General features: G+C 60.9%; 10 protein-coding genes. 7 read left to right on the top strand and 3 right to left on the bottom strand.

The genetic code is table 11. The features are described from left to right. The first annotated feature begins 32 nt into the window (after positions 1-32). The 3 genes from C476_RS08505 (at position 33) to C476_RS08495 (ending at position 3656) form a co-directional block, all read left to right on the top strand. Positions 33-617 (top strand): metal-dependent hydrolase, encoded by a 585-nt coding sequence (locus C476_RS08505; RefSeq protein WP_008011909.1) that lies wholly within the window; start codon positions 33-35, stop codon positions 615-617. Positions 618-850: 233 nt separating this feature from the next. Continuing rightward, positions 851-1858, top strand: a complete 1008-nt coding sequence (locus C476_RS08500; protein ID WP_008011907.1) for a lipid II:glycine glycyltransferase FemX — start codon at positions 851-853, stop codon at positions 1856-1858. Positions 1859-2045: 187 nt separating this feature from the next. Further along, a complete protein-coding gene (locus C476_RS08495) occupies positions 2046-3656 on the top strand; it encodes an alkaline phosphatase family protein (protein ID WP_049911692.1) in 1611 nt (536 codons plus the stop codon). 17 nt (positions 3657-3673) lie between these two features. Here the strand turns inward: C476_RS08495 and C476_RS08490 are convergent, their stop codons facing one another. After that, a complete protein-coding gene (locus tag C476_RS08490) occupies positions 3674-4981 on the bottom strand; it encodes a hypothetical protein (protein ID WP_008011905.1) in 1308 nt (435 codons plus the stop codon). Between the two features lie 286 nt (positions 4982-5267). Here C476_RS08490 and C476_RS08485 point away from each other — a divergent pair, with 286 nt between their 5' ends. From C476_RS08485 to C476_RS08475, 3 genes are all read left to right on the top strand, one after another. Continuing rightward, entirely contained in the window at positions 5268-7094 is a 1827-nt protein-coding gene (locus tag C476_RS08485) for a hypothetical protein (RefSeq protein ID WP_008011904.1), read from the top strand. 413 nt (positions 7095-7507) lie between these two features. Next, the gene (locus C476_RS08480; protein WP_008011903.1) at positions 7508-8458 is read left to right on the top strand and encodes a hypothetical protein; all 951 of its coding nucleotides are present in this window, start codon (positions 7508-7510) and stop codon (positions 8456-8458) included. Between the two features lie 463 nt (positions 8459-8921). Further along, positions 8922-10730 (top strand): hypothetical protein, encoded by a 1809-nt coding sequence (locus C476_RS08475; RefSeq protein WP_008011902.1) that lies wholly within the window; start codon positions 8922-8924, stop codon positions 10728-10730. A 412-nt stretch (positions 10731-11142) separates the two neighbouring features. On the opposite strand, the gene C476_RS08470 is transcribed toward C476_RS08475, so the two are convergent. Beyond that, positions 11143-11736, bottom strand: coding sequence for a DUF7344 domain-containing protein (locus tag C476_RS08470; RefSeq protein WP_008011901.1), 594 nt, complete (start codon positions 11734-11736; stop codon positions 11143-11145). Between the two features lie 719 nt (positions 11737-12455). Here C476_RS08470 and C476_RS08465 point away from each other — a divergent pair. Next, a complete protein-coding gene (locus C476_RS08465) occupies positions 12456-13415 on the top strand; it encodes a transcription initiation factor IIB (RefSeq protein ID WP_008011900.1) in 960 nt (319 codons plus the stop codon). On the opposite strand, the gene C476_RS18935 is transcribed toward C476_RS08465, so the two are convergent. Beyond that, complete coding sequence (locus C476_RS18935; RefSeq protein WP_008011899.1) at positions 13408-13584, bottom strand: hypothetical protein; 177 nt, start codon at positions 13582-13584, stop codon at positions 13408-13410. The two genes, C476_RS08465 and C476_RS18935, sit on opposite strands and share 8 nt — an antisense overlap. Positions 13585-13977: the final 393 nt, after the last annotated feature.

Here is a 13977-nt window from a genome sequence, read left to right as displayed (position 1 = left end):
TTATCAATATCGACAGTGGCGTCCAACCAGCTATGTGGCCGTGGGAACACGCACTCTTCGGGTATGTCGTCTACTCGGTGGTCTGTCACGCGCACTACCGGGACGCGCCCGGCGAGTACGAAACGGCGGTCGTCCTAATCGCGTCCGTTCTGCCGGACGTGGTCGACAAAACGCTGGCCTGGCAGTTCGACGTGTTTCACTCCGGCTACGCGCTCGCCCATTCGATATTCATCGCCGCCCCGCTCGCGATCGTCGTGGGATTGAGCGCTCGAGAATACGGACAGGCCAAACTCGGGCTCGCGTTCGCCATTGGGTATCCGCTGCATCTCGTCGGCGACGTGCTCCCGATCTACCTCTCGAGCGGCGAGTGGACGATCCACCACCTCCTCTGGCCGGTCGTCGTCATCGAGGGTCGCGATCACGGCGGCCTGCTCGAGGGATTCCGTCATAACTTCGGCCCATATCTCGCGGAGGTGCTTGCGCTCGAGCCGACACCGTCTCTACTCGTCCAAGTCGGTATTGCCCTCACAGCGGTTGGGCTCTGGATCGTCGACGGCTGGCCGGGCTATCGACTCGTTGTTCGCTGGAACCGGCTGCTCTACGAGCGGCTGAGTTGAGGGCGTGGTAGCGACGACGTGGGATAGGCAGAAGGCTATGGCCACAGGTAGGACCACCGTAACGCGTGCTGTCGACATCGACCGGTCCCACGAATACTGAGACGGTCACACCTGTCTTGCGGTGAGGCCGGAAACAGGCTGCTTACAAAGTAGCTCTGACGCGAGGCGATCCCTATGGACTGGACCGTGACGAGCGAATCGAGACGGCCGACCGACAGCGGGGGATCACAGCCATGAGCATCGATGTCCGCGTCGCGACCGACGACCTCGAGAAGTGGAACGAGTACGTCGAGCGATCGCCACAGGGGACGCTCTGTCACGAACTCGAAGCGCTACAGGTCCAGGCCGACCACGCCGGCGCGACGTTGCATCCGCTGATCGGGTTCAAGGGACAGGAACCGGTCGGGCTCTTTCCCGTCTTCGAGATCAGAAAGCAGTTCGTGACGACGGCGTTCTCGCCGCCGCCGCATCTCCGCGTGCCGTATCTCGGGCCGGCGTTTCTGAACATGGGAAAGTTGAAACAGCGAAAGCGCGAGCGCCGGCGACAGCGGTTCATGGACGGTTGCTTCGAGTGGATCGAAACCGAACTGAACCCGAAGTACAGCCACGTTCGTACCACGACAGGATTCACAGACGCGCGCCCGTTCAAATGGCAGGCGTACAACGTGACTCCGGAGTACACCTACGCGGTCGACCTCGTGAGAGACGAAGACGACCTCCTGATGGCCTTTAGTAGCGACGCACGGAGCAACGTTCGGAACGCAGACGAAGACACCTACGAGATCGACATCGGTGGCCCCGAGGAGATCCGCTTGATCCACGAGCAGGTCCAGAATCGATACGAATCCCAGGGGATCAGTTTCGACGTGCCGGTCGAGTTCGTCCTCGACCTCGCCGAGCAGACAGCGAACGGGCATGTACGGCCATACACCCTCCGTGTCGACGGCGAGTTCGTCGGTGGCATCTTGGCCCTCGAGTACGGCGACACCACGGGCCGGTGGATGGGTGGCGTCCGGACCGACGCCGACGTCGACCTCCCGACGAACGACCTGCTCGACTGGGCGATCATGCAGGACGGGTGCGAGCGCGGCCTCGAGACGTACGACCTCGTCGGTGCGGATACGCGCCGGATCAACCGGTACAAAGCGAAGTTCAACCCCGACCTGCGGACGTACTATAGCCTCGAACACGGTACGTGGGGGATGCAAACGATCGCATCGCTGTACGATAGTGTCAAGTGAGCTGTAGATAGAACCGGAGACGGACGAGTGCAAGCCAGTCGGGACAGGTACACGGTCGTTACTTCAGCTGGCGAACGCATGGTGGCGATCGACTCGTGACTGTCGACCAAGGACGGATTCGAACACAGTCTTTTCTTGTTGATAATCTATGGCATAACAAAGACCGACCGAGATGGACGAATCGACGATGGACGACGGATCTTCGCTTCAGACGCTCCTCGTCGGTATCGATGCTGCCTGCGATCGGGTACTGGCACCGCTGTTCGAAGACAACGAGGTTCCCACCCTCGAGTCGATCTATCGGAACGGGACGAGCGGGACCCTTGAATCCCAGATCCCGCCGTGGACGGCTTCGGCATGGCCATCGCTCTATACAGGGATGAACCCCGGCAAACACGGTGTCTATGGCTTTCTCTCGTTCGACGGCTACGACTGGGACGTCGTCAACGCGACCGACGTCCGCGAACGGACGCTGTGGGAGTTGCTCGATCGCCACGGGGTGACGAGCGTCGTCGTCAACGTCCCGGTCACGTATCCACCACGGGCATTCGATGGGGCACTGATTCCGGGCTACACTGCGCCGGAGGATCCGGACTGCCACCCCGACGGCGTACTCGAGGACGTCCGGGAGGCAATCGGTGAGTATCGCGTCTATCCCGACGACACTGCCGATCTCAGCACTAGATATAGTGATTGCGTGCGCATGCGAGGAGAGGCATTTCGGTATCTCGCCGATCGATACGATCCCGAGTTCGGCTTTCTCGAGTTCCAGGCGACTGATTCGGTCTTTCACAAGCGGCCCGACGATACGGCAGCGATCAGCGCCATCTACCGCGAGGTCGACCGACAACTCAACGAGATCCTCGAAGCCCACGAACCGGCGAACGTAATCGTCGCAAGCGATCACGGAATGGGGCCGTACGACGGTTACGAATTCCGGGTCAACGAGTACCTCCGCGAGGAAGGATTCGTCGAAACCGAACGCGGCGGGACGGGAATGCCGACGTGGGCGACCGTTCGCGACGGCAATCTCAAGGAAGGGAAAGAGGCGACGGAGTACGAGCCCGGGGCCGCCGAACGGGCGATGGCAGCCGCTGCGAGGGTTGGTCTGACGAGCCAGCGGCTCGGTACCGTCTTCGAGCGACTTGGCCTTGCGGACCTCGTCGCAGCGTACGCCCCAGCCGGACTCGTCAGCGCGGGGGCGACCCAGGTCGATTTCCGTTCGTCGAGCGCCTACGTTCGCTCACGGATCGAACTCGGCGTCCGGCTCAATCTCGAGGGGCGCGAACCTGACGGTGTCGTCCCACCCGAAGACTACGAGGACGTTCGAGACCGGATCATCGACGCGTTGCGAACGGTCACAACGCCCGACGGCGAGCCCGTCTTTGAGGCGGTTGGGCGCAGGGAAGAGTACTTCCACGGCCCCGAGAGCGACGACGCCGTCGACATCGTGACCGTCCCGGCGGACTTCCAGCACTTCATCTCGGCGACGTTGCGAGACGAGCAGTTCGGCCCGCCGAGCGAGCCCTGGAACCACAAGCTCGAGGGAACGGTCGCGGCGTCCGGCGACGATATCGATCACGCTGCCGGCGTCGGGGATGCCCATCTCTTCGATATCGCGCCGACCGTTCTCGCGACGCTCGGCGTGCCGGTCGACGAACGGATGGACGGCAAGGCTCTCCCGTGTGTCGAGTCGGCCGGCACGCGCCAGTATCCACGACTCGAGGAGGATCGATCGATCGAGACGGCAGACGAGGGCGTCGAGAAACGACTCGCTGATCTCGGCTATCTCGAGTGACAGGCAAAGTAAGGGGACTATCGGTCGGACCGGACGAACTGCAGGCCGGCTTTTGCCGTCCGCCAGGCCGGATACACCGTACTGTAGACGCTGTTCGGTGTGTTTCTCGCGCCGATCCAGAAGAGCCGGTGTGTCAGCGGCGGCTCGGACGACGAGACCAGCTCGTCTAAATCGACGGTCTCGAGCCACTCGAAGAAGGTCCGCTCGGCCGACGACGCAGGTTCTGTCTCGCGTGCGCGCTCGCGAATGTCGGCCCACATGTGGCGCTCGTCCTGCCCGAGCACCCAGTCGCCGCGCTCGAGCGATCGACGGAGGTCGTGATAGTCCGCGTCCGAGAAGGGATAGCCGTGGGCCGGCGGCTCGAGCCCCGAGAGCCGGAGCCCAACAGCTGTACGATAACACTTCTCGCACTCGCCACAGTTGCCGTCCATGCGATTGTTACAGGTCTGCAACTGGAGAGTTGGATCCTCGCTGCGGACGTAGTCGGCGATCACGTCGAGGCGTTCCTGCCGGGTGAGTTCGTAGGCATCGTGGTGACACGCCGTGCCGGTCCAGCGGACGTGCTCGTCGATGTCGGGCCGTGAGCCCCACTCGAGATCGATGCCGTCCCAGTGGGTCGCAGCGACATAGAGGTCGGTCATCCCGCGTGCGTAGGCCATCGGCGCACAGAGGCCCAAGAGTCCAAGGCCATGCCCGACGGAGCTGTACCAGCCCCCGTCGACGTAGCGCTTGTAGTGGGCCAACAGCATGGGATGGTCCAGAAAGGAGAGCATGTTCGACTCGATAAAGGCGGTCTCGCAGCCGTGATCGGCGGCGAACCCGGAGACGCGCTCGCGGAGGGCAGCCCACTTCTCGTCGTCGGCCGCATCCGGTGTAATCGTCCACCCCCGGATACTGATCAGCGTCGGCGACTCCTCGCGGTGGCGGACGTACGAACACGTCGAGTCCACGCCGCCGGTAAACAACAGCCCGCTCTCGTCGCCCGGCTCGGGCTCAGGCTCGATCGTACTGCGGGCATAGAGCGTCCCGCCCTCGAGGAAGTCGTACATCTCACACAGCGACGCTTGCACGTCCTCGAGCGCCCGGGCGAACGTCGCATCGACCTCGTCGATGTAGACGTCGGCTCCGTTGGCCCACGCGACCGGACAAACCTGTGCGAGGACCGGAATCGCGAGGACACCCGCTGGGACGTCCTCGATCGGCACGTCGTAGCTGGTGCGAAACGGTTCGTCGGTGAAAAACCGCTCGAGGTCGGTCGAACTGCGGACCGAACACTCGAGACGGTCGTCGTGGGCTGAAATCTCGTCGATGATGATCGATGACATAAGACGTGGTCGGATCGTCCAGACTGGATCACGACCGGCTACAAAAACCATCAGAACCGTTGAACGGCCGCGGGCCGAGGCAGCTCGCTGTAGGCAGTCGTCCCCTATCGACAGGGACAGCATATCTCGACGCGTGCGCGTGCTGTGACAGTCAGTCACATCGTTGTGCGAGCGACGACAACGGCTGTGTTCGCAGGTATGATCCCTATAACAATCCACGGCAGCGGCGACGACTGGGCCAATACATGCGTCTCGAGAGTGGTTCGGCCGCGCCGGGTGAGTGCCCATGAGACGATCGGCGATCGAGATGACGGTCGCGGTCGGTTTTCTCGCGGTTGCGATCGGGCTCCTCGTGGCGAGAGCGAACCCTGCGACTGCCTACGAGCCGTCGGTCTACGTGGGGACGCCGACGGTCACGTGGGCTGGCTTTGCACTCGCGCTTGCGATCGCCGTTGGAACGACGCTGGTCTGTCGTGGTCGCCAGCAGGGTGTCGGGATCGGCCTCGGCGCGCTGACAGTGACAGCGATCGTGAGCCTGCCGTTGGTCCGGAACTACCGCTTTGCCGGGATGGGCGATGCGCTCACGCATCTGGGGCTGACACGAGACATCGTCGCCGGCGCGACACAACCCCACGAGCTCTTCTATCCGGGATTGCACGCGTTTGCAACGGTGTTTCACTTCGTCGGCGGCGTCTCGATCGAGCGTGGCCTCCTGATCGGCATGGTCGTCCTGTTCGTCCCCTTCGTCGTGTTCGTCCCGTTGGTCGTCCGTGGGATGGCTGGCAGCGAGTTGGCAGTCGGGATCGCCGCGATCGCCTCCTGGATGGTGTTGCCGGTCAACAATATCGCGACACACATGGCCGTCCACACCAACTCGAACGCGCTGTTTCTCGTGCCGCCCGCCGTCTTCGCGCTCGTTGCCTATCTCCGACGGCGCTCGACAGTCGAACGGCTTCCCCTCGGCGTCTCGCCGTTTAGCGCTCTTATCCTCCTGACTGGGTTCGCGCTCCTCGTCGTCCATCCCCAGCAGATGATCAACGTCGTCGTCCTCATCGGCGCGGTCAGCGGTGTCCAGTATCTGGCCCGGTGGCGCTTCGACGACCATCCGATGCTCGAGCATCCGACGACCTACGCCCACACGATCTCACTCGGTGCCCTCTTTGGCATCTGGGCGCTCAGCAACGAGCGGTTCAGGCAGGCCGTCATCGCGCTTGTCACCGGGCTTCTCGCACAGGATATCGGCGGGAACTCAACGGTCAATCAGCGCGGGACGTCGTTGACCGAGATCGGTGGGAGTCTCACCGAACTGTTCGTGAAGATGTTCCTCGATAAGGCGATCATCGCGATTATCGTCGGCCTCTTTATTCTGGTCGTCTGGCTCCGCCGAACGAGTCTCGACGACGAGCCCAGATCCTTCGTCAACTACGTCTCGCTCTCGCTGTTCCCGCTGACCGGCATGTTCCTCGTCTACTTCCTCGGGACGCCGACGATGGCGTTCCGACAGATTGGGTTTATTTACGTGCTCCTGACGATCCTCGCCGGAATCGCCTTTGCACAGCTTACCGGCGGCCTCTCGAGCGTGATCACGAGACCGGGTGCGAACGCGGTCGTCGCACTGGTGCTCAGTGCCTGTCTCGTCCTTGGATTGGTGACGGTGTTTACGTCGCCGCTGATCTACAACCCTAGCCAGCACGTGACCGACGAGATGATGAGCGGGTACGAGGATGCATTAGGCCACGGGGCTGAGGGCGTCCCCTACGCGGGAATGGGGTACGATCCGTACCGATACGATCATGGAATCAACGGGGTTTCTGGCGGCGGTAGCGGGACGATCAGCGGCGCGTCGGCCACGACTGGAACTGCCAACGCCAGTGTGTTCTCGGCGGGCAATTACACCGGGGCCTATCCCGCCGACAAGTACTACCTCGTCTTCACGGAGTGGGACCGGACCAAAGAGATCGATATCTACGAAGGGCTCAACTACGACCGTGCTGCACTCGAGGAACTCGACACCGAACCGGACGTGAACAAGGTCATCGCAAACGATGAGTTCAAAATGTACACGGTCAATGGGACGACGGTCAACAGGACGGCGGTCAACGCCACGGCATAGGATCGCCGTCAGTCGACATGACAACCGTACCGTCACTGTTGGCCATCAGTCAGCGCACACGCTAGCTCGAGCAGCAGTTGTTTGACGCGTGGGGCCGATTCGACAGGCAGTAATACCGGTTTGTGACCGTGAAAGAGGGCGCTGCCTGCGTGAAACAACGTCCTTCGTTGTGTAACAGTCTGTCAGCCGCTTGCTGAATTCGGCAGGGATAGCGCTTCTAGTCGAGGTATTCACTGATTTCCCGAGGAACGCTGTCGTTTCCTGGCGGCTATCGGGCGCTGATTTGTTCGTAATTTCGAGCTTGAAAACTCGTAGTTTGTGTGTATTTATTCAGTGTTAGAAATATTGTCTGGAAATCCTCGAGATGATGGCAAGAAAAAGTTTATGAGCGTAAGGTGGTGTTACGGAATTGTATGGCGCAGAATCCCCGTACGTCCGAAACGGAATCCGCTCCGACGACAGGCCGTAATTCCGGATTAACCCGCCGAAACTACGTTCGCTCGCTCGCCGCGGTGGCAACCGCGACGACCGCGATCGGTGGGGCCGGCTCCGCTGCGGCCAAGGACGACTACGAGGTCATCAAAGCCCAGGGCCAGACGATCACCATCGACGCCGGTCAGACCTGGGAGAACAAGCTCATCGACATGACGACCGGGCAGGACATCGTCATCACCGCCCACAGCAGCGACTGGACGATCCGAAACATCGGATTCAAGGGCGAGAACACCTCTGGGACTGGCTCTGCCACCTTCGGCATCTCCGACACCGCCGGTGGTACCTGTACCGTCGAGAACGTCTACCTCGGCGATGGTGCGAGCACGGGTAACGGCAACCCCAACGGACACGGCCAGACCGCCTTCTGGGCCGCCCCCGATCACTCCGGCCACATCGACTTCACAAACGTCAACATTCAGGGCTTCGCGGACAACGCGATCTACGGCTCGGCCCCCGGTAACAACGGTGGCGGGACGATCCACATCGACAGCAGTTTCGCCGCGAACTGTTACGTCTCGCACTTCCGACTGGCCACTGAAGGCAGCAAGGTCACGAACTCGAGCGTCTACGTCGACTCCAGCGAGGGCTACGTCGGCCGCGGCATCTGGGCGTGGGCCCCCGGGACGATCGAGGTCGAGAACTGCCAGCTCGAGATGAACGGCCAGAACAACGCTATCGTCGCCGGTGCAAACGGCAAGCCGACCGAAGTCGTCGTCAAAAAATCGGACTACGACAAACAGGCGGGCATCGCCGAACACTCCGGCTCGAACGTCAAGCTCGGCAACAACGTCGGAACCAGCCCCGAGGCAGTGATCCCTGACGGCGTCCCGACCTCCCCGGAAGAAGCCGCATCTGGCGCGTCGAACTAAATCCTCTTCTGAGACGACACCGCGAATACGGTCCCAGCTGACGCGACGTTCTCCGTATAGCAGGTCCCGCTGACGCGACTCCCCCTCCCCAGTGCGGATCACCGCCAACCATACCACGATCCGTGCTATCTTACAACACACTCCAGTTTCTATTTTCGCTTCGACACTCGTGATATTCCCTCGAGTCGCTCAGCCACCGCGTGCTCTCGGGTGTGCTCGACCGGTCGTCCGGTGGTAAAATCGTATTACCGGGCACCAACACTCGAGATTGATCGGATTTCAGCGCTTCTTGGGCGGTAATACAGTATTACCAGCAGTGAGGATGATATATTCCACAAATAAAATTCCAAGCCGTTCAATCACACAATCATCTATAAATCCTACAGACAATAGGTACAGTCTGTAAATTTTAGGCTCTGGAATTGGGAAAGTTTATTGCGGTAGTGTCGAATTACCCGATTGCATGGCACGCGACCGTTCGGAACTGGATGACGAGTCGTCTTTCTCTCGTGACGGCGAGACGATCGACGACAGTGGTAATGATGGCTTACTGCATCGACGATCGTATATGAAACTCGCCGGTGCAACGACAGCAGCAGCGGCACTCGGCGGAACCGCGAGTGCAGCGGCTGACGACTACGAGGTCATCGAGGCCCGTGGCCAGACGATCCGGGTCGGCCAAGGCGACACCTTCGAGAACAAACTGATCGACTTCACTACCGGCGAGAGTTTCTTGATCTACGTCGAGGGTGCGAACTCGGTGATTCGGAACATCGGCTTCAAAGGTCTCTACCGAGGTGCGTCATTCATTATTTCGATCAACGCCGGACAGGGCGACATCCTCTTCGAGAACATCTATCTCGGTGACGGCGCGACAAAGGAAGGCGCTGATTTCGTACACGGCCCTGGTGCTGTCTTCATGCACAAAGGCAGTCAGGCAGACCTCACGTTCCGTCACTGCAACGTACAGGGATTTCCGAACAACGGCTTCTACTGTTCCAATACGCCCGCTGGCGGCAGCGTTCGCTTCGAGAGCTGTTTCGGCAAGAACAACGGTGTCTCCACCTTCCGGTGTGGCAGCGAAGACGACGAAATCGTCAACTGCGTCGCCTACAACGACACCACCGACTACGGACGCGGCTACGGCGGCTACACCGAGACCAACGGCCGGCCCGTCTGGGTCTGGAACGGCGGCACCGTGACGATCCGCGACTCGCACTTCGCCGATGGCCCCTACCCCTACGCGCTCGTCGCCGGGGCAAACGGCTCCCCCGGCAGCGTCGACTTCCAGAGCGGCGGCTATCGCGGCACGATCCAGCGCGCGAGCGGCTCGACGGTCTCGATCGGTAGCGACGTCTCGCGGAATCCGAACCTCTCGATTCCCGACGGCGTCCCAACGTCGCCCGAGGAAGCCGCCTCGGGGTCCGGACGTACAGGCTCGAGCAGTTCCGGGAGCACGGACACGAACGACGAACCGGACCTGCCGAACCTGCTGCTCGTCGACGGCAGTCCGTCGGATGTGACCCGATACGAGTTCACCGTCAGCGGCGAGGTCGAACACTCCAACTACGAGGGCGCGTCGATCGACGATGGCGACTCCATCGACGGCTCGACCGTGCAAGGCAGCGTCGCCGACTGGAAAGACGCCTTCCGCTTTGCGGGCGACCTCGAGGAACTTACCGTCGACGGGCCCGGCTCGGTGCTTGTCAACGGCGAGGAAGTCGACCCCGCCGACTACGGCAAAGAGCTCCCCCACGTCCTCGAGGTTGCAGGTCGCGGGACGCCGACGAGCTACGAGATTACGGTCGGCGGCACGATCGAACTCGCCTCGACCGACGAGCCGGCGACGGAGGCGACGACAGTCTCGGGCACGACCGTCCAGAGTTCGGTCACTGACGAAACCCAGACCTTCCGGTTCTCAGGGGAGCTGACGGACATCACCGTTACCGACGGCGACGCTGCTGTCACGCTTGACGGCGAGCAGATCGACCCAAGCGAGTACGGCGACCAGGAACTGCCTCCCCACGCGCTCGTAATCGACGGCGTCGATACCGACGGGCCGAGTACATACTCATTCGAGATCGACGGGACGGTCGTCAAATCTACCTACCAGGACGCCTCGATGGATGACGGCGACGTGATCGACGGGACGACCGTTCGCGGCGCTGTCTACAACTGGATCGACGCCTACTGGTTCGACGGCGACATCGCCGACTTCCGACTGCGTGGCGATGCGAACGTCGACGTTCAGTACAACGCACGCGATCAGTGAACGAGTGGGTCGAGTGAGTTGGCAAACGACGACTCGTCTCTCGTCGGCGTTTGCCCAGACAGAATGCGGTGTCGTCGACGCAGCGACGGGATTCCACCCGGATCTGTGGCGTCACGACGTTTGACTCGCGGTCACCCGACGCGAGAGAACAGTCACCACTCGAGTCGTTTTAAAAGGCCCCCGCGCCGAGAACAGCTGCTGGCACGCGACTGTTCCGGTACTGGATGACGGTCGTCGGGAGCCGTTCGAATGTACGAAGCCGAGCAGTAAAAAGTCTTCTTGGCGGACGGCACGACACGACCACTGTCCAGTGGTTCGATTTCGTTGCCGACGAATGAAATCGCGCTCTGCTAGAATATGACTGACAAATGACGGTGAGCGAGAAGACGATACCACGGGACGAAGCAAACACTCAATCGATACGTGAGAGTTTCCCGTCGACGTTCCGTTCCTGATGACGGTTTTGGACGACGTGTACAGCCGAGAGACAAAGGAAAGCAGCGATGACGACACTCGCGATGGCGAGTGTCGGGATGGCCGACAGCAGCGGTACCCCGAAGAGTGCTGCGCCCAGCAGGGTCGCTCCAGTCACACTGAGCCCAGCATACCATCGGTCCCACCGGTCCTGCCGATGGGAATCGGTATCGAGATACATCATCAGCAGGTCGGCGTTGTCCGCAAGCGAAATGAGCCCACGGTCCTGATCGTACTCGACGATCCCAGCGTCGTCCATCTTCGGGAGATGGGTCTGATAGAGGGCGACGTAGACCCGCTTGCGCTGGTCGGAGTTGAGCGCGTTGACGGTGGTGTCGTTCTCCCACGCAGCGATCTGTTCTGCAAGTTCACCGAGTGTGACCGTTTCGTCCGCTTCGAGCAAGTATGCGAGCACTTCGCGACGACGCCGATTCTTTAAGAGCTCGAAAATAACGTCCTTCGAGAGTCGTTCGTCCTCGTCTGCGGCGACCGACGTTATTTCATCGGGCAGTGACTGATCGATGGACGACATTATTAGAACCACCCATCTGTAGCAGCCCCATTCGCGCTCGCTGTCTCCGGTCTCCGGCGGCCGACGTTACCGAAGTCTCGGCGTAGCGGCGACCGCTGTACGTTCAAACGACGAGTCGAACTCACGATTGACACACCAGGTTGTACACCAATATAGATACTCTTAAGCACAGCCACGTTTCGCACCGGCTGCAAAGTAGGTACGGAGGGAATTCGTGACCGGCTGACAGCGGCGGCTTCCCATCGCCATGGCTGTCGATCGTGATCGCCCGACCGGCTGGGCAGTATCAGCCGACTGTCCGTGTGTATCCACGGCGTACGGCTGACTCGATCGAAACGGGATTGCACACTGGTCTGCATTCGGACGACTGTCTGACAACACGGCACCAGTGCTGACCGTTCGACTCAACGAATATAGATTCGAGTGACAGTTCGGACACGAAAGACGTGTTTACCGTCTTGAGTCGGCGTAACGGCCCTCACGTTACATGTACCATGCACCTATTAATGATCACAGAGCGAATCGATCGACCGATGGGCGTTTCGTCCGGACGCGGCCGATGGGACGCGACTATCGTCGCTGTCTCCGAGACAGCCGATGATCGGATCGGTCGTCTACCTTTCTTTTATTCGTCTATTGACGACAGCAGAGTAAATCGGTGTTTCCCGCGAAACCATGGTATCCCCTTACAATGACTGCACGGCTTCGGTCGGGTACTGATGACGCGGTCTATTATCGATCACGCCAGCAACGAATCGCAGTCGGAGGCGGTCGAGGCTGATCGCTGTCCCGATTGCGAGACCGAGACGATCGTCCACGATCCGGACCGCGGTGAGCGAGTCTGTGAGGAATGTGGCCTCGTCCTTACGGAGGATCCCATCGATTACGGCCCGGAATGGCGAGCGTTCAACGCACAGGAACACGACAACCTCTCGCGGGTCGGCGCACCGCTGACACAGTCGATGCACGACCGCGGGCTGACGACGACCATCGACTGGCGCAACAAGGACGCCAACGGCCACTCGATGTCGGCCGACAAACACGGCCAACTCCATCGACTTCGCGTCTGGCAGGAACGAATCCGAACGAAAAACGCAGGCGAACGCAACCTCAAATACGCCCTCTCCGAGATCGACCGGATGGTAAGCGCGTTAGGTGTCCCCAAGCCAGTCAAGGAGACAGCAAGCGTCATCTACAGACAGGCACTCGAGCAAGACCTCATCCGCGGGCGCTCGATCGAGGGCGTCGCGACGAGCGCCCTCTACACCGCTTGTCGTAAAGAGGGCATTCCCCGTAGCCTCGAGGAAGTAACATCCGTTTCACGCGTCGACCAGCGTGAAATCGGCCGTACCTACCGGTATATCGCGGACGAACTGGACATCAACTTAGAACCGACGAATCCCCGGCAGTTCGTTCCGCGGTTCTGCTCGGAACTGGACGTCGGCAAGGACGTCGAGACCAAAGCCATCGAAATCATCGATCAAACGACCGACCAGGGGCTACACTCGGGCAAGTCACCGACCGGCTTCGCCGCCGCAGCCATCTACGCTGCCGGGCTGCTCTGTGACGAAACGATCCCGCAGCGAGCGGTCGCCGAGACCGCCCAGACGACCGTTGTCACCGTCCGGAACCGATATCGCGAGCAACTCGAGGCGATCGACCAACAGCCGGCTACATGACCGACCGGTCGTCCGCCTCGTAGATCTCCTCGTCGAGGAGCGCGTGGAGGTTGCTGTAGGGAACGAACGCGAGGAAGTTGTCGTCGGCATCGTACAACTCGAGCCCGTCATCGGTGTGATCATAGCGTTCACAGACGATCTGTCCTTCTGGGAGGATCGCGTGATACATGTGAGCTTGTAACGCTAGCACGTCAAATGTGACCTCCTCCTCGCCGTAAACGGAGAGGGATCGAAGATCCCTCGGGCAGTCGGGCTACGCCCGACGACGGCGAGGCTTCCCACGGCACCGCACCGCTGGGTTGGGATATTTGCTGGTTTACGACTCGTCGGTATGACGGGCCGATGGCGGGGCCACACCGCCGTTACTCCTATCCCCGGCACGGGGACTCGGAGTTATCTTGGTGACCGAGACACCACAGCGGTTCGAAATGGGAGTCTCGAACGTTCTGGGTCTCGGAGTCCCGATATTGTCCGATTAGGTGGGCGGACGTGCCGCCTCGGTGTATGTCATACTACACCTCGACTGAACTTAAATACCCGTATTGCTACCGAACGGGGACTG

Origin of the sequence: Natrinema limicola JCM 13563, from assembly GCF_000337475.1 — an archaeon.
Classification (GTDB): Archaea; Halobacteriota; Halobacteria; order Halobacteriales; family Natrialbaceae; genus Natrinema; species Natrinema limicola.
Note: the sequence above shows the minus strand (reverse complement) of the source record. Positions and strands in the feature narration are given on the sequence as shown.

What these genes read in the sequence shown, in the direction of transcription:
- C476_RS08485 (WP_008011904.1), top strand. Translation starts at nt 5,268, where the DNA reads ATGAGACGATCGGCGATCGAGATGACGGTCGCGGTCGGTTTTCTCGCG.
- C476_RS08495 (WP_049911692.1), top strand. Translation starts at nt 2,046, where the DNA reads ATGGACGACGGATCTTCGCTTCAGACGCTCCTCGTCGGTATCGATGCT.
- C476_RS08490 (WP_008011905.1), bottom strand. Translation starts at nt 4,981, where the DNA reads ATGTCATCGATCATCATCGACGAGATTTCAGCCCACGACGACCGTCTC.
- C476_RS08470 (WP_008011901.1), bottom strand. Translation starts at nt 11,736, where the DNA reads ATGTCGTCCATCGATCAGTCACTGCCCGATGAAATAACGTCGGTCGCC.
- C476_RS08505 (WP_008011909.1), top strand. Translation starts at nt 33, where the DNA reads ATGTGGCCGTGGGAACACGCACTCTTCGGGTATGTCGTCTACTCGGTG.
- C476_RS08465 (WP_008011900.1), top strand. Translation starts at nt 12,456, where the DNA reads ATGACGCGGTCTATTATCGATCACGCCAGCAACGAATCGCAGTCGGAG.
- C476_RS08500 (WP_008011907.1), top strand. Translation starts at nt 851, where the DNA reads ATGAGCATCGATGTCCGCGTCGCGACCGACGACCTCGAGAAGTGGAAC.
- C476_RS08475 (WP_008011902.1), top strand. Translation starts at nt 8,922, where the DNA reads ATGGCACGCGACCGTTCGGAACTGGATGACGAGTCGTCTTTCTCTCGT.
- C476_RS08480 (WP_008011903.1), top strand. Translation starts at nt 7,508, where the DNA reads ATGGCGCAGAATCCCCGTACGTCCGAAACGGAATCCGCTCCGACGACA.
- C476_RS18935 (WP_008011899.1), bottom strand. Translation starts at nt 13,584, where the DNA reads ATGTATCACGCGATCCTCCCAGAAGGACAGATCGTCTGTGAACGCTAT.